Annotated in this window: 15 protein-coding genes; 7 read left to right on the forward strand and 8 right to left on the reverse strand. The window is 72.4% G+C overall.

Annotated elements, in window-relative coordinates; genetic code table 11:
- The first annotated feature begins 43 nt into the window (after positions 1–43).
- Positions 44–964 (forward strand): methylenetetrahydrofolate reductase [NAD(P)H], encoded by a 921-nt coding sequence (metF, locus tag HCN51_RS51785; protein ID WP_080041117.1) that lies wholly within the window; start codon positions 44–46, stop codon positions 962–964.
- Positions 965–1143: 179 nt separating this feature from the next.
- On the opposite strand, the gene HCN51_RS51790 is transcribed toward metF, so the two are convergent.
- Both HCN51_RS51790 and HCN51_RS51795 read right to left on the reverse strand, forming a co-directional pair.
- Complete coding sequence (locus tag HCN51_RS51790; protein ID WP_346434116.1) at positions 1144–1722, reverse strand: GNAT family N-acetyltransferase; 579 nt, start codon at positions 1720–1722, stop codon at positions 1144–1146.
- A 1-nt stretch (position 1723) separates the two neighbouring features.
- The gene (locus HCN51_RS51795) at positions 1724–2200 is read right to left on the reverse strand and encodes a YbaK/EbsC family protein (protein WP_168020557.1); all 477 of its coding nucleotides are present in this window, start codon (positions 2198–2200) and stop codon (positions 1724–1726) included.
- A gap of 92 nt (positions 2201–2292) precedes the next feature.
- Here HCN51_RS51795 and HCN51_RS51800 point away from each other — a divergent pair, with 92 nt between their 5' ends.
- Both HCN51_RS51800 and HCN51_RS51805 read left to right on the forward strand, forming a co-directional pair.
- Positions 2293–3135 (forward strand): L,D-transpeptidase family protein, encoded by an 843-nt coding sequence (locus HCN51_RS51800; protein ID WP_346434117.1) that lies wholly within the window; start codon positions 2293–2295, stop codon positions 3133–3135.
- 107 nt (positions 3136–3242) lie between these two features.
- Complete coding sequence (locus HCN51_RS51805; RefSeq protein ID WP_168020559.1) at positions 3243–5063, forward strand: hypothetical protein; 1821 nt, start codon at positions 3243–3245, stop codon at positions 5061–5063.
- A gap of 7 nt (positions 5064–5070) precedes the next feature.
- Here HCN51_RS51805 and HCN51_RS51810 read toward each other — a convergent pair whose 3' ends face one another.
- The gene (locus HCN51_RS51810) at positions 5071–5490 is read right to left on the reverse strand and encodes a winged helix-turn-helix transcriptional regulator (RefSeq protein WP_168020561.1); all 420 of its coding nucleotides are present in this window, start codon (positions 5488–5490) and stop codon (positions 5071–5073) included.
- Between the two features lie 75 nt (positions 5491–5565).
- On the opposite strand from HCN51_RS51810, the gene HCN51_RS51815 reads away from it, so the two are divergent.
- Positions 5566–6447, forward strand: coding sequence for a Rossmann-fold NAD(P)-binding domain-containing protein (locus tag HCN51_RS51815; RefSeq protein WP_168020571.1), 882 nt, complete (start codon positions 5566–5568; stop codon positions 6445–6447).
- A 13-nt stretch (positions 6448–6460) separates the two neighbouring features.
- Here HCN51_RS51815 and HCN51_RS51820 read toward each other — a convergent pair whose 3' ends face one another.
- Positions 6461–7003 carry a hypothetical protein gene (locus HCN51_RS51820; RefSeq protein WP_168020599.1) on the reverse strand — a complete coding sequence of 181 codons (543 nt, stop codon included), beginning with the start codon at positions 7001–7003 and terminating at the stop codon, positions 6461–6463.
- Between the two features lie 89 nt (positions 7004–7092).
- Positions 7093–7698: a TetR/AcrR family transcriptional regulator gene (locus HCN51_RS51825; protein ID WP_168020601.1), complete on the reverse strand. Its 606-nt coding sequence runs from the start codon at positions 7696–7698 to the stop codon at positions 7093–7095.
- Between the two features lie 96 nt (positions 7699–7794).
- Between HCN51_RS51825 and HCN51_RS51830 the strand changes: the two genes are divergently transcribed.
- From HCN51_RS51830 to HCN51_RS51840, 3 genes are all read left to right on the forward strand, one after another.
- Complete coding sequence (locus HCN51_RS51830) at positions 7795–8994, forward strand: cytochrome P450 (protein WP_168020603.1); 1200 nt, start codon at positions 7795–7797, stop codon at positions 8992–8994.
- Positions 8995–8997: 3 nt separating this feature from the next.
- Positions 8998–9192, forward strand: a complete 195-nt coding sequence (locus tag HCN51_RS51835; RefSeq protein ID WP_230466410.1) for a ferredoxin — start codon at positions 8998–9000, stop codon at positions 9190–9192.
- Between the two features lie 442 nt (positions 9193–9634).
- The gene (locus HCN51_RS51840) at positions 9635–10087 is read left to right on the forward strand and encodes an SAV_6107 family HEPN domain-containing protein (RefSeq protein ID WP_080041109.1); all 453 of its coding nucleotides are present in this window, start codon (positions 9635–9637) and stop codon (positions 10085–10087) included.
- Positions 10088–11059: 972 nt separating this feature from the next.
- Here HCN51_RS51840 and bldD read toward each other — a convergent pair.
- The 3 genes from bldD to HCN51_RS51855 all read right to left on the reverse strand — a co-directional run bounded on the left by bldD (position 11060) and on the right by HCN51_RS51855 (position 14210).
- Positions 11060–11554, reverse strand: coding sequence for a transcriptional regulator BldD (gene bldD, locus HCN51_RS51845; RefSeq protein WP_026214021.1), 495 nt, complete (start codon positions 11552–11554; stop codon positions 11060–11062).
- Between the two features lie 301 nt (positions 11555–11855).
- Complete coding sequence (locus HCN51_RS51850; protein ID WP_168020605.1) at positions 11856–12788, reverse strand: universal stress protein; 933 nt, start codon at positions 12786–12788, stop codon at positions 11856–11858.
- On the reverse strand, positions 12789–14210 hold the full coding sequence (locus HCN51_RS51855; protein WP_168020607.1) for an amino acid permease: 1422 nt from the start codon (positions 14208–14210) through the stop codon (positions 12789–12791).
- Between the last annotated feature and the right edge of the window lie 3 nt (positions 14211–14213).

Genomic DNA, 14213 nt, shown 5'->3' on the forward strand with positions numbered 1-14213 from the left:
CCTCTCACCCGCTGGTTCGCACATGTGACGGTAACCTTGGCTCATGGCGCTTGGTCGATCCTCCATCCGGCCCGATCGTGTTCCCACCGTCCGCGAGATGCTCGCCTCCGGTGGCCGGTCGTTCTCGTTCGAGTTCTTCCCCCCGAAGACCGACGAGGGCGCGCGGCAGCTCTGGCGGGCGATCAGGGAGCTGGAGTCGTTGCGTCCGACCTTCGTGTCGGTCACGTACGGCGCCGGCGGCTCCACCCGTGACCGCACCGTCGACATCGTGGAGCGCATCGCCCACGACACCACTCTCACCCCTGTGGCGCACTTCACCGCCGTCAACCACTCGGTCCGCGAGCTGCGTCACCTCGTGGGCCGCTTCGCCGACGCCGGGGTGCGCAACATCCTGGCCGTGCGCGGCGACCCGCCGGGCGACCCGATGGGCGAGTGGGTCCAGCACCCGGAGGGAGTCCTGTACGCCGAGGAGCTGGTGCGGCTGATCCGGCAGGCGGGCGACTTCTGCGTCGGCGTGGCCGCCTTCCCCTACAAGCATCCGCGCTCGCCGTCCGTCGAGTCCGACGTCGAATACTTCGTACGCAAGTGCCGGGCCGGGGCCGACTACGCGATCACCCAGATGTTCTTCCAGGCCGACGACTACCTGCGGTTGCGTGACCGGGTGGCGGCCAAGGGGTGTGACACGCCGATCATCCCGTGCATCATGCCGGTCACGCAGATGAGCACGATCGCCCGCTCCGAGCAGCTTTCGGGGGCGCCGTTCCCACCCGACGTGGCGGCGCGGTTCGAGGCGGTCAAGGACGATCCGGCGGCGGTGCGGCAGCTCGGCATCGAGCACGGCGCCGAGCTGTGCCAGCGGCTGCTCGACGAGGGGGCGCCGGGGATCCACTTCATCACGTTCAACCGGTCGAGCGCGTCGCGCGAGGTGTTCCAGCGGCTGGAGCGGGTGCCGGCCGCCACATGAGCGACGCTCACCGAGAGTGAGCACCCGTGAGCTCGCGAGAGGTGAGCGCCCGCCACCCGTCCGCAGGGGGACCGGGCGGGTGACGGGCAGGGGCCGTCGGCCGGCGGGTAAAGGGCCGGTCACGTGCTGTCCTCGAGCATGCCCTGCGTCATGCGACGGCAAACCCGCAGGTCATGGCTTCACAAAGGCAGCGGCCGGCCCGCGATGGCGTACTCCTCGGAGCCGCCGGGGAAGACGAACCTGGTCAGCAGGTCGGTGAAGCCCATGCTGGCGTACAGGTGGCGGGCGGCGGTGGGCTGGTCGTGGGTGGACAGCACGGCGGAGCGTTCGCGGCGGCCGGCGCAGAGGGTCCGGATCATCGCGCGGCCGATGCCCTTGCCCTGGTAGTCGGGGTGGACGTGGATCTCGGCCAGCTCGAACGCGTGCCCCATCCAGGCGTTGGCGGCCTCCGTGCCCAGCCGGTCCTCCAGGCCCCGCAGGACGACGTCGTGCCACCATTGCCCGGGTACGCCGCGAAATCCGTACGCGAAGCCGACGGTCAGAGGTTCCGGGGCAGGCGCATCTGGGGATGATTCACGCAATTCCGCGAAATAGCACTGAAAATGGGGATATGTCGCGTGATTTCGCATGATGGTCTTGCGGCCGGTGATCTGATCCTCCGGCGGATTCATGGCCGCCGTGTAAATGTCGATCACCGTATCCAGCCGCTCGGCGAACTCGGCCGGACCGGCCCCGCGAAACTCGATCACCCGTCGCACACTACTCGACGTCCGCAGGCGTGCCCCCGGTGATGCGCACGAGCTCGTCGAACGTCGTCGGGAACACCGTGTGCGGATGCCCGCCCGCGGCCCACACCACCTCGTGCTTGCCCAGCCAGTTGTCGACCAGGGTGCGCACGGGCGCCGGATGCCCCACCGGGGCCACCCCGCCGATGGGCTGCCCGGTGGCCTGCCGGACGAACTCCGGCGTCGCCCGGCGTACCTTCCGCACACCCGCCGTGCGGGCGATCAGCTCGACGTCGACGCGGTGGGCGCCGCTGGTCAGCACGAGCAGCGGCGCGCCGTCGGCGTCGAAGATCAGGCTGTTGGCGATCGCGCCCACCTCGCAGCCGAGCTGCGCCGCCGCGGTCGCGGCCGTGGGCGCCTTCTCCGGCAGGACCACGATCTCACCGGCGGCCCCCAGCGCGCGCAGGGCGGACTCGACGAGGACGGCGTTCGCGGGCAACTTCTCAGGCATGGAGACACTCTAAACAGGTTGACGCCTCTATTACCCATTCTGGGGGAGTGGTGTAGGGTCCCCAGATCCGATCTTTAGGAGAGGTGGTACGGGTGCGGGTTCAACGGCTGCCCGGGGTGGCTGCTCTTCTGACGGCCGGTGCGGTCGTCGTCTCGGGCTGCGGCACGCAGCACATGGAACGTCCGGCGCAAACGCCTCTCCCACCCGTCCCCCCGCCCGCGGCCGCCCAGCAAGGCCCGGCCGCCGCCCCCGAAGCCGCTTCCGAGGCCGCTTCCGAGGCCGCCGTCACCGCGCCGCGCAAGACGCTCAGGCTGGGCGCCAAGGGCAAGGCCGTCACCTGGATGCAGCAGCGGCTGACCGAGCTCGGCTACCGCCCCGGCAAGGCCGACGGCCAGTACGGCGGCACCACGCTGGCCGCCGTGTGGGCGTTCCAGAAGGTCAACGGCATCAAGCCGACCAGCACGATCGCCAAGCGCACCTGGGAGGCGCTGGAAGCGCCGCGCGCCCCCAAGGTCCTGGTCCCCGGCGGCAAGGCGACCCGCGCCGAGGTCAACCTCACCAAGCAGATCATGGTCCTGTACGTGCGCGGCCAGGTGAAGCTCATCACCCACATCTCCTCCGGCAGCGGCATCCCCTACTGCGAGACCACCACCTGGCAGGGCAAGGAGCAGCGCTTCTGCGGCTCGGCCCGCACGCCCACGGGCAACTACCGCACCACGTGGCGGGCGAGCGGCTGGCACAAGTCGTACCTCGGCGAGCTGTACAACCCGATCTTCTTCAACGGCGGCATCGCCTTCCACGGCGCGCTGTCGGTGCCGCTCTACCCGGCCTCCCACGGGTGCGTGCGCATGCCCATGAACGTGGCCGAGGAACTGCCCGGCCTGCTCGGCAAGGGCGTCCCCGTGCACGTCAGGGGGGCGTACAAGCGCGCCTGAGCCCGTACGAGCCTGCCCGTCCCCGCATAACCTCCGCATAACCGGAAACGGTGACAGGCCGGTTATCCGCCCTCTGGTGAGCTTCCCCCGGACCTTGGGGGGAACTCATGATGACGGCTTTCATGGTGGACGCGCCCGCTCCGCCCGTCCGCGGACGGAGCGGCGCGGCCGGGGCCCGGGTGTGGTGGCTGCTCGCCGCCGGCTGGCTCGCGCAGGTCGCGCTGCGGCTGTGGCTGAACCGCTACCACACCATGCCCGTGGCGAACCCGGACGAGACCGGCTACCTCCTGGCCGCCCGATGGCTGGCCGGCGGCGCCGGGGCCGACCTGTCCGGCTCCACCTTCTACCAGGCCGGGTACGCGCTGCTGCTCGTCCCCATCTTCTGGCTCACCTCGGACCCGGCACTGGCGTACCGGCTGGCCGTGGGGGTGGGGGCGATGGCGGCGGCGAGCGCGTACCCGATGGCGTACGTGCTGCTGCGCCGGCTGCGGCTGGACCGGCGGGCGGCCCTGGTCGCCGCCTTCGTGGCGGGGCTGTCGCCCGCGCTGCTGGTGTTCTCGGGGTTCGCGCTGGCCGACGCGATCCTGCCCGTGGTCGTGCTCGCCTGGCTGACCGCCCTGCACGACCTGGTCGCGGGCGGGGCTGAGCGGCGGCGGGTGGTGGCCGGGGCCGTGGCGGGCGGGCTGGCGGCGTACGCGATGGCGACGCACCTGCGCGGCACCGTGATCGTGGCGGTGTGCCTGCTCGTGGCCGTCGCGCTCTGGCGCAGGCTGCCGCGCGCCGCGCTGATCGCCACGCTGGCCAGCGCCGTCGCGGGCGCGGTGGCGGGGGACGCGCTCAACGTGGCGCTGCGGGCCGCGCTCTACCCCGGCGGACCGCGGGACCTGTCGGCGCTGCTGGTCGAGCGGCTCACCAGCGTGGACGGCCAGGCGTGGGCCCTGTCGGGCGCGGCCGGCCAGCTCTGGTACCTCGTCACCGGCACGTGGGGCCTGGCCGGGGTCGGGCTCGCGGGCGCGGCGGCCCTGCTCGCCCGCCGTTCGGCGCCGCTCGCGCCGCGCGTCCTGGCGGGAGCGCTGCTGGCGGCGACCCTGGGCATCGCGTACGCCTCCTCGGCCGCCCTGCCGGACGAGCACCGGGTCGGCAACTTCGCCTACGGCCGCTACCTGTCGTGCGTCGCCGTGGCCTGGACGCTCGCGGGCCTGCTCACCCTCCTGCGCGCCCGGCGGCTCGCGGTGGCCCGGTGCGCGCTCGCCGCCGTCGGGCTGCTCGCCGTGACCGGCGGCGTGACGGCCTGGTACGCGGGGGACCGGCTGCACCGGCACGCGTTCATCGCCTTCGACTTCCCCGAAGTGATCTTCCTCACCCGGACGTTCGACGCGCTCGACCTGGTCACCGCCTCCCTGTCGGCCCTGGCCCTGCTGGCCTGCCTGACGGCCGCGGCCCTGCTCGCACGGCCGGCGACGGCGACTCCGGCAGGCCGGCCCGCGACGGCCCCGATCCAGCGGCTCGCGACGGCGCTCAAGGCCGCTACGGCGTCCAGACCCGCGACGGCGTTCAGGCCCTCGACGGTGTCCCGGTCCGCGACGGCGGCTTTCGCTCGGCGGCCCGCCACGGCGGTCGTGGGTGTGCTGGCGCTGATCCACCTCGCGTTCATCGCGCACCTGGCGCCCAGCCCGCCCGCCCCCGGCCCCGACCGGCTGCCCGCGCCCGCGCCGCCCGGGCGGGTGGCGGTGGAGGCCGGGGTGCGGTGGAACGTGTGGGTCCCGCTGTCGTACCGGGTGTGGTGGACCGGGATCGAGCGCTTCCACGGCACGACGCCTCCCGCCGGCGCCTGCACCGCCGTCGTCCAAGAGGACGCCGGGCCGCCGCCCGAGGGCTGGGCCGTCACCGGCGCCCGCCACGGCTGGGCGACCTGGTCCCGCTGCTAGTCCTCACTCAGTCGTCACTGTCAAGGCCGTGGCCGGCGTCCCAGCGGGCGCGGGCGTCGTCCATGGCGTCCTTGTGCTCGCGCGACCAGTCGGCCAGCCGCCGCACGGCCTCGGCGAGGCTGCGGCCCATGGGCGTGAGCCGGTATTCGACCTGCGGCGGGATCGTCGGGTACGCCGTGCGCTCGACGAGCCCGTCCCGGCACAGCCGCCGGGTCGTCAGCGTCAGCATGCGCTGCGAGATGCCGGGCACCGCCCGGTGCAGCTCCCTGAAGCGCCGCACCCCCTTGGACAGCTCCACCAGCACCAGCACCGTCCACTTGTCGCCGATGCGGTCGAGCACGTCCCTGATGCCGCAGTCGTCGTCCCCGCAGGGCCCCGTGACCTGCCCCTCGACCTGAGGGGTTACCTCGGTGTGCGCGACTGACATGAAAGTGCCTCCTTACGGCGGGCGCGCGGCCTCGCCCATCCTGGGTTCCTCGCACTCATCACACTAGGGGGACTCATGATTGTCGTTACGGGCGTGTCCGGGGCACTGGGCGGGGCGATCCTCGGCGGGCTGCGGGCCGCCGGCGGGCTGGAGGTGGCGGGGGCCAGCAGGTCGGGCGACGGTACGGCGGTGCGGCACGCCGACTTCGACCGCCCCGACACGCTGAAGGAGGCGTTCGAGGGGGCGCGGGTGCTGGTGTTCGTGTCGGCCGGGTACGCCGAGGACGACGTCGTGCTCGCCCGCCACGGCGCGGCCGTCCGGGCCGCGGCCGACGCGGGCGTGGAGCACGTGATCTACACCAGCCTGGCGGCCTCGGGGGAGCGGCTGACGATCGCGCTGGCCCACCGGTGGACCGAGGCGCGGCTGGCGGAGGCGCCGTTCGACGTCACGGTGCTGCGCAACGGGCTGTACGCCGAGATCCCGGCCGGGCTGGCGCTGATGGGTGCCGCGGCGGCGGCGGAGAGCGGGGTGTTCGCGGCGCCGCTCGGCGCGGGACGGGTGTCGGTGGTGGCGCGGGACGACCTGGCGGCCGTGGCCGTGCGCGTGGCGGCCGAGGCGTGGCAGGACGTCGTGTCGGGGGGCGAGCGGCGGCACGCGGGCCGGACGTACGAGCTGGAGGGCCTGAGCGCGGTCGGCGGGCACGATCTGGCCGAGGTGCTGTCGGAGGTGCTGGGGCGGCCCGTCAGCTACCTTCCGGTGCCGCTGGGGGCCGCGCGGGCGGGGCTGGCCGGGCTGGAGGCGTACCAGGCGGGTCACACGATGTCGACCTTCGCCAACATCGGCGCCGGCCTGCTGGAGGCCCGCAGGAGCGACCTGCCCGCGTTCCTGGACGCGCCCCGCTCGGCCCGCGACCTGATCGCGGCAGTCGTACGGGCGGGTGTCGGCGCGAGCCACTGACCTGGGGCGGGCGTCAGCTCGGGCTGCCGACCTGAGGCTGAGCGGGCGCGCGCCCGATCCGCGTGGTGGCCAGCACCATCCCCACGGCCTGCGCCAGCCCGGCGGCCAGCAGCAGCCAGGCGGTGAACGGCTGCCACGCGGGCAGGCCGGCGAGGAAGTCGGGATTGTCGTAGAGGTTCGCCAGCATGGCGGGCGGGTTGAACAGCGCGACCCCGAACCCCAGCGCGTACGGCACGATCAGCAGCCCCGACACCACGAGGATCAGCGTGCGACCCCTGCTCCCGCGGCGCAGCAGCACCCCGAAGAGCAGGTAGAGGACCGCCACGAGCCCCACCACCAGGGCGGTCCACCAGGTCAGCCGCCAGGTGTCGACGCCCAGCGAGGTGAATTCGGCCGTGTCGGCCTTATGGCCGGCCCACTCGGGCCCCGTGACCTGCGCCCGCACCGCCGCCTTGATGGCCACGTAACCGGCGCCCGCGTAGGCCGCCACCAGGGCCGGCCCCAGAGCCAGCAGCACGAGGCCCACGCGGCCGCCGCGCCCCTGGGAGGTCGCCATCCGCTCTCCTTCCCCCGAGGTTCCGCGGGACAGCTTCTCAAAAGTGCCGGGCGCTTTCCACGCGAGAGCGTACGGGGGAAGGGCATTCCCTACCCGAGGGTGCGCAGGCCGGAGATCGCGACCTCGGCGGCGCGGTGCGCGGTGGCCAGGATGTCCTCCAGCGTCTGCTCGTCGTCGAGCGTCGCCATCACGGTCAGCTTGATCGCCCCGATGAGCGCCCCGACGGCCGCCGCCGCGTCGGCCATCGTCAGGCCGGGGAACGCGTCGTGCAGCCCCTTGGCGAGCCTGAGCTGGCTGTCGAACAGCAGGAGCAGGGCCCGCGCCTGCAGCGCGGGCTCGGTGAGGATCAGCCGCATGCGCAGCGCCGCGTCGGCGGGCGTGAGGTCCTGGTACGAGGCCGCCTGCTCGAAGCTCTCCTCGATGATCCGCAGCAGCACGCCGGTCACCGTCTCGCCGGGCCGCCTGCTCTCCATGGCGCTGATCGCCGCCTCCAGGCGGGCCGTGGTGTCGTAGAAGACCACGTCCTCCTTACTGGCGAAGTAGCTGAAGAACGTGCGGGTCGACACGTCGGCCTGCTCGGCGATCTCCGCGAGTGTCGTCTCCTCGAAGCCCTTCTCCTCGAACAGCCGCAGCGCCGCCTCGATCAGCGCCTGCCGCGTGCGCTGCTTCTTGCGCTCACGGAGTCCTTCCACCATGCCGGAACTATACTGCACACTCTTATTGTTTTCATCCATTGAAACTTTGCATCCGTTGATGTTTTCTGGGAGGGAGAGCTCGGAAGGGAGCGGAACATGTCAGAACTCACCCTGCCCACCGCCCGCCAGCGCCCGCTCGACCCGCCCGACGAAGTCACCGCGCTGCGACAACAGGCGCCGATCCACCGCATGACGTACGCCGACGGCCATCAGGGCTGGCTCGTCACCGGCTACGCCGCCGCCCGCGCCGTGCTGGCCGGCCCGCACTTCAGCAACCGGCCCGAGAACAACGTGCACCCGCCCATCCGCTCCGCCAGGATGGAGGCCGCCATGCGGCCCGAGCTGATGCGCGTGCCGCCCGGCTTCTTCCTGCGCATGGACGCCCCCGAGCACACGCGCTACCGCAAACTGCTCACCGGCCAGTTCACCGTGCGGCGGATGAAGATGCTGGAGCCGCGCATCCAGGAGATCACCGAGACCTGCCTCGACGCCATGGAGGCCGCGGGGCCGCCCGCAGACCTCGTGCAGGAGTTCGCGCTGCCGATCCCGTCGCTGGTGATCTGCGAGCTGCTCGGCGTGCCGTACGAGGACCGCGACCGGTTCCAGGCGGACAGCAAGCTGCTGGTCAACCTGGAGACCAAGGTCGACGACGCCGTCGCGGCGCTCGGGCGCGTCTCGGCGTACCTGCACGGGCTGATCCAGCGCAAGCGCAAGGAACCGGCCGACGACCTGCTCAGCGGGCTCGCCGAGAGCGGCGAGCTGGCCGACGACGAGCTCACCGGCGTAGGGGTGCTCCTGCTCATCGCCGGGCACGAGACGACCGCCAACATGCTCGGCCTCGGCACGTACGCGCTGCTCACGAACCCCGCCCAGCTCGCCGCCATGCGCGACGACCCCTCCGTCGTCGAGAACGGCGTCGAGGAACTGCTGCGCTACCTCACGATCATCCACCTCGGCCCCGTACGGACCGCGCTGGAGGACGTCGAGATCGAGGGCGTCACCATCAAGGCCGGCGAGTCCGTCACCATCCACCTGCCCGCCGCCAACCGCGACGCCTCCCGCTTCCCCGACGCCGAACGGCTCGACGTCACCCGGCCCGCCGGCGGGCACCTCACCTTCGGCCACGGCATCCACCAGTGCCTCGGCCAGCAGCTCGCCCGCGCCGAAATGCGCATCGCCTACCCGGCACTGCTGCGGCGCCTGCCTGGCCTACGCTTGGCGGTAACACCCGAGGAGGTGCCGATGCGCTCCGACATGACCATCTACGGGGTGCACCGCCTCCCTGTCACTTGGTAGGTCATGATGGAAATCAAGGCAGATACGACGGTGTGCATCGGCGCGGGCATGTGCGCGCTGACGGTGCCGAAGGTGTTCGACCAGAGCGAGGACGAAGGCACGGTCGTCGTCCTTCAGGACAAGCCGCCACAGGAGCTGGAGGAGGCCGTCCGCCGCGCCGTCACCCTCTGCCCGTCCGGAGCCATCTCGGTCGTCTGAGCCGCTCCCCGGCGGGGGCCGTGCCTTGACACCGCCCTGACAGCACCGCTTCGCCGTCGCCGCATCCGAACCCGCGGCGGCGGCTTTTCGTCTTTCACCGGCACTTTCGTTCATGGTCATCGAACCTGTGTTCGTGGATCGGTTGACAACGGGGCGTGATCGAAATTATGTTCGACCTAGTGACGGTGAGGCTCGCGGCTCAACGTCACTAGAGCCTGGTCGCGGGCCGTTCGCTTCCCCAAGCGATTCCCGCGGCCAGGTTCTCGGGCGAAGGGCGCGTCCTCGTCGTCGGCGGAGACGAGTGGGCGTGTCCTGGCCGGACGGGGAGAGGGGAAGCTCCTCGTCCGGCCTGCCCGGCGGAAATGTCGGTGGCGTCTGCGATTGTTGGCTCCATCGGCGCAGAAGCCGGCCGCCGCCCACGACTCCAAAGGAGGCGCGCAAGATGGCACCACGGCCTAGAGAAACGCCCGGGCCCCGGCTGTCGCCTGCGGTTCGGGCACACCTGACCGATTCACGTTCCTGCCTGGCGGAGGCGAGCGCCGCTCGCACCCCGGCATCCCGATATGTGGCCGCCCACCTGGCGGCACTGCGAGCCGCAGCGGCGATCCTGGCCGCCCACCCCCGCCCCACCGAGGGCCGCCGCCGCCGGCTGCGCAGCGCCTGGGACCTCCTGCCCGAGGCCGAGCCCGACCTGGCGGAGTGGGCCGGCTACTTCTCCACCACCGCCGCCAAGCGGGCCGCCGCCGAGGCGGGCATGGTCCGCCGCGTCAGCGCCGCCGACGCCGACGAGATCCTCGCCGAGGCGGAGACGTTCGTGACGACCGTCGAAAGCATCCTCGGCGTGCCGTCCCAGCCCCAGCTGCCGGTGGACGTGAACGTGCCACTGGCGGGATAGCCAAGGGAGCCCGGGCCCCACGGCCACGCGCTCCCGCACCGCCCTCCCAGGGCCGTCGAGGTGACTGAGACGGCCGCCTGCCGCCCGACGCGGTCGTCCTCCCGCGTCGGCGCGATCGTGCGGGTGCGAGCTTCCCCGTGCGGTGAGTGGCTGCGCCGCGCTCGTCGCGGTCACGCTGCTTGCGCGCGCCACGTGACGCAGCCCCGACGCCTCGAAGTGCGCGCTGTTGCGGGGCGGGTGTGGTGCGTGGACGGCTGGCATGCCGCCGCGATGCCGCCTGACGCCCGTGCCTGTCAGTCGTGGCCCCGCAGGACGGCTCGTGCCGCTGATCGCGCTGCGATGTCGCCCACGCAAGCCTGTCGCGCGCATCCGCCCAGGCCGTGCCGCCGGGCCGTGTCGCTGAGGCTGTCTTGCTCGCGCTGGCTCGCCCAGGTACGCCGCCCACGTCCTCAGGGGCGTGCGTGAGGGCCGAGCCTTGCGTGCGGCCCTCCGCCGCCCGCTCCGGCGCCGGTGCGGCGGGATGTGGTGCGGTGGTGGTCGGCGCGACGTGTGCGGCGGCCAGCACGTGGGGCTGAGCCCGCACCCGCGCGGCAACGTGTGCGGGAGGACCGAGGGCGCACCCGCGCGCCAACGTGGCCGGGAAGGCGAAAGGGCGCCGGTGGGGACGGTGAGGAGGGCGGAGGCGGGGGAAAGGCCGAGGGGCTCGCCGACGGTGCGGCGAGCCCCTCGGGGGGAGCGGATGACCTCAAAACCACGGGCCTCGGGTGCACGACCAGGGCGGCCTCGACCGCCGGGCCGGCCTCGACAAGCTGTTCGAGGAGGCGGCTGCGACGGGGCGAGGCGACCTTGAGCGGCGGGTCGGGCTCAACGAGCCGGCGTCGACCCGGACCGGTCCTCGATCGGGACCGGGGCCCGAAAATGACCACCCCTCAGGACGGGGGACCGTCCCGGAGGGTGGGTGGTGTCAGGGGGTCAGAACGACTCGACGGCCCGGCGGGCCTCGGCGTCGAGGACGCCCCAGCTGATGAGCTCCTCGGTCAGCTCGCTCGGCGACTTGTCGTAGATCACGGCCAGGGAGCGCAGGTCCTCCTGGCGGATCGACAACACCTTGCCGTTGTAGTCGCCACGCTGGCTCTGGATGGTGGCGGCGTACCGGGCGAGGGCGCCGGCCTTCTCCTTGGGCAGTGTGGCGAGCCGCTCCAGGTCGATCACAAGCTTGGGTGTCGGCCCGAGCGGGCTGGGGGCGGCGCCGCCCGGCAGCAGCTCGGATACGGGCACCCCGTAGAAGTCGGCAAGCTCGGCAAGCTTCTGCACGGTCACCGCTCGGTCGCCACGCTCATAGGAGCCCACGACCACGGCTTTCCACCTGCCACGCGACTTCTCTTCGACTCCATGCAGGGACAGGCCCTGCTGGGTGCGGATGGCGCGGAGTCGTGCACCCAGCGACTTTGCGTACTCAGACGGCATCGTGTGGCCCCCCGGCTCTCGTATGTATCGCTCTCAGTAGATTGTGCTCCCTTGCGGCGTATGCCCGGGCCACCGGGGGGTGTGGTGCCAGGCTAGGCACCATCGGTAGCCATGGCTCTGGGTTTACCCCAGAACGCCGCGCGGTGTGGTTACGCACAGTGACGGTAAAGGGGTGGACGCCTAAGGTCAAGCTGATTGGAAAAAAGATGCCGAATCCGGTCCGGTAGGGATCGCCACAATCGCCCCTCATGTCCCACTGGGAACGGTGACTTCGTCAGGTTTTGACGAGAAATTCGGGGGATCAGGGCTCGCGGGTGAGAATCATGACAGGGCAGGTGGAAGCCCGGACGATCTTGATCGAGGTGTCCCCCAGGAAGACCCGCCTGAGTGGCCCGGTGTCGCTCGAAGCGCATATGATCATCTCGCCGGGCAGCCACGAGGTCGTGCCGAGCGCCTGGGCCACGTTGCGGCCCTCCAGCACCTCGACCTCCACGGGCCTGCCCGCCGGCCGTCCCGGCGAGCGCTGGGCCCGTGCCGCCGCCTCCAGGTCGGCCGCGGCCCGGTCGCGCAGGCGTACGAGCATCTCTTCCTCGATCCTCGCCCGCCTGCCGCTGCTGATCACGAGCGTGACCAGCCGCAGCGGCACGCCGAGCGCGGCGGCCGTCCCGGCCGCGTCCTTGACCGCCGCGTCGCAGCCGGGGCCGCGGCGGTAGGCGACGGTCAGGCGGTCGAAGGCGGCCGGCGGCCGTTCGCCGTAGCCGCGCGGCGCGAGCAGGACGGGAACGGAGGAGGAGTGCAGGAGCTGGTCGGCGGTGCTGCCCACCGAGATGCGCCCCCTACCGCCACCGGGACCGCCGCCGAAGCCCGCGCCGAGCCCGGAGCCGCCGGGCGCGGAGCCGATCACCACGACGCCGGCGCCGCGCCGGCGCGCCAGCTCCACCAGCCCGCGCCCGCTGCCCCTGTGGGTGTGCGTGACGTACTCGGCGTCGCCGCCGCCCAGCTCGGCGACCAGCTCGCGGGCCTGCGCGAGCGTCGCCTCCGCCTGCTCGCGCAGGTAGGCGCGCCACGCGCTCTCCTCGGCCCGGGCGGGCCCCGGCGTGGAGTGGGCGGGCGGCCGCACGGTCGCCACCGTCAGCCGGGCGTGCGCCTGCCGTGCCAGCAGGACGGCCAGCGCCAGCGCGTCCCTGCCCCGGACGCCGGAGACGTATCCGGCCAGCACGTCGTCGAGCTTCATTCACTCCACCTCGGCATTCAGCCGCGAATGGCCGTACCCGTACAGGAAGTAGCAGACCAGGCCCGCGAGCATCCACAACCCGAACGCCAGCCAGGTCACCCCGGCCAGCCCGGCCATGACCACGACGCACAGCACCGCGCCCAGCACCGGCGTGGCGGGGAAGAGCGGCGTGCGGAAGCTGCGCGGCAGCTCGGGGCTGCGGTAGCGCAGCACGAGCACGCCGACGTTGACGATGGCGAACGCGAACAGCGTGCCGATGCTGGTGGCCTCGGCGAGCTGCCCGAGCGGCACCAGCCCGGCCAGCACCGAGACGAACGCGGCCACGATGAGGGTGTTGGCGACCGGCACCTGCCGGCGGGGGTCGACTCGCTGGAAGACGCGGGGGATGAGCCCGTCGCGGGACATCGCGAACAGGATGCGGGTCTGGCCGTACATGACGGTGAGCACGACGCTGGCGATGGCGACGACCGCGCCGAACGAGACGATCAGGCCGGGCCAGGTGGCTCCGGCGGCCAGGTCGGCGACGTGCGCCAGGCTCGCCTCGGTGCCGCCGGCCTCGAACGAGGTGTACGGCATGGCGCCGACGGCGGCCAGGGCCACGAGCACGTAGACGGCCGTCACGATGGCCAGCGACAGGATGATGGCCAGCGGCAGGTCGCGCTTGGGGTTCTTGGCCTCCTCGCCGGCGGTGGAGGCGGCGTCGAAGCCGATGTAGGAGAAGAAGACCTGGGAGGCGGCGGCCGTGATGCCGGCCACGCCCATGGGGGCGAACGGCGCCAGGTTGCCCGAGCGGAACGCCGTGAACGTCACCGCGCAGAAGAACAGCAGCACCGCGATCTTGATGAGCACGAAGAAGGCGTTGGCCTTGGCGCTCTCGGAGGCGCCGTGGAGGAGCAGCCAGGTGGCCAGCAGCACGATGACGACGGCGGCGACGTTGACCACGCCGCCGTCCTGGCCGGGGGAGCGGGTGATCGCGTCGGGCAGCGCGAAGCCGAAGACGGCGCGCAGGAACGCGTTGAGGTACTCGCCCCAGCCGACCGCCACGGCGGCCACGGAGACCGCGTACTCGAGCATGAGGCACCAGCCGCAGACCCAGGCGACGAGCTCGCCCAACGTCGCGTACGCGTAGGAGTAGGACGACCCGGACACGGGGATCGTGCCGGCCAGCTCGGCGTACGACAGCGCCGAGAACAGCGCCGTGACGGCCGCCAGCACGAACGCCAGCACCACGGCGGGGCCGGCCTTCGGCACCGCCTGCCCGAGGATCACGAAGATCCCGGTGCCCAGCGTCGCGCCGACGCTGAACAGCGTGAGCTGCCACAACGACATGGTGCGCCGCAGCTCGCCGCCCTCGCCGTGCCCGCCCTCGGCCACGATGCGCTCGGTGGGCTTGGTGCGGAGGAGCCGCCGGGCCAGTGTCATCGC

Source organism: Nonomuraea composti (assembly GCF_012034275.1).
Classification (GTDB): domain Bacteria; phylum Actinomycetota; class Actinomycetes; order Streptosporangiales; family Streptosporangiaceae; genus Nonomuraea; species Nonomuraea composti.

Bases quoted from the DNA above. Each gene is read 5' to 3' on its own strand.
- metF (WP_080041117.1), top strand. From the start codon at position 44: ATGGCGCTTGGTCGATCCTCCATCCGGCCCGATCGTGTTCCCACCGTC.
- HCN51_RS51795 (WP_168020557.1), bottom strand. From the start codon at position 2,200: ATGCCTGAGAAGTTGCCCGCGAACGCCGTCCTCGTCGAGTCCGCCCTG.
- HCN51_RS51805 (WP_168020559.1), top strand. From the start codon at position 3,243: ATGATGACGGCTTTCATGGTGGACGCGCCCGCTCCGCCCGTCCGCGGA.
- HCN51_RS51810 (WP_168020561.1), bottom strand. From the start codon at position 5,490: ATGTCAGTCGCGCACACCGAGGTAACCCCTCAGGTCGAGGGGCAGGTC.
- HCN51_RS51815 (WP_168020571.1), top strand. From the start codon at position 5,566: ATGATTGTCGTTACGGGCGTGTCCGGGGCACTGGGCGGGGCGATCCTC.
- HCN51_RS51820 (WP_168020599.1), bottom strand. From the start codon at position 7,003: ATGGCGACCTCCCAGGGGCGCGGCGGCCGCGTGGGCCTCGTGCTGCTG.
- HCN51_RS51825 (WP_168020601.1), bottom strand. From the start codon at position 7,698: ATGGTGGAAGGACTCCGTGAGCGCAAGAAGCAGCGCACGCGGCAGGCG.
- HCN51_RS51830 (WP_168020603.1), top strand. From the start codon at position 7,795: ATGTCAGAACTCACCCTGCCCACCGCCCGCCAGCGCCCGCTCGACCCG.
- HCN51_RS51835 (WP_230466410.1), top strand. From the start codon at position 8,998: ATGATGGAAATCAAGGCAGATACGACGGTGTGCATCGGCGCGGGCATG.
- HCN51_RS51840 (WP_080041109.1), top strand. From the start codon at position 9,635: ATGGCACCACGGCCTAGAGAAACGCCCGGGCCCCGGCTGTCGCCTGCG.
- bldD (WP_026214021.1), bottom strand. From the start codon at position 11,554: ATGCCGTCTGAGTACGCAAAGTCGCTGGGTGCACGACTCCGCGCCATC.
- HCN51_RS51850 (WP_168020605.1), bottom strand. From the start codon at position 12,788: ATGAAGCTCGACGACGTGCTGGCCGGATACGTCTCCGGCGTCCGGGGC.
- HCN51_RS51855 (WP_168020607.1), bottom strand. From the start codon at position 14,210: ATGACACTGGCCCGGCGGCTCCTCCGCACCAAGCCCACCGAGCGCATC.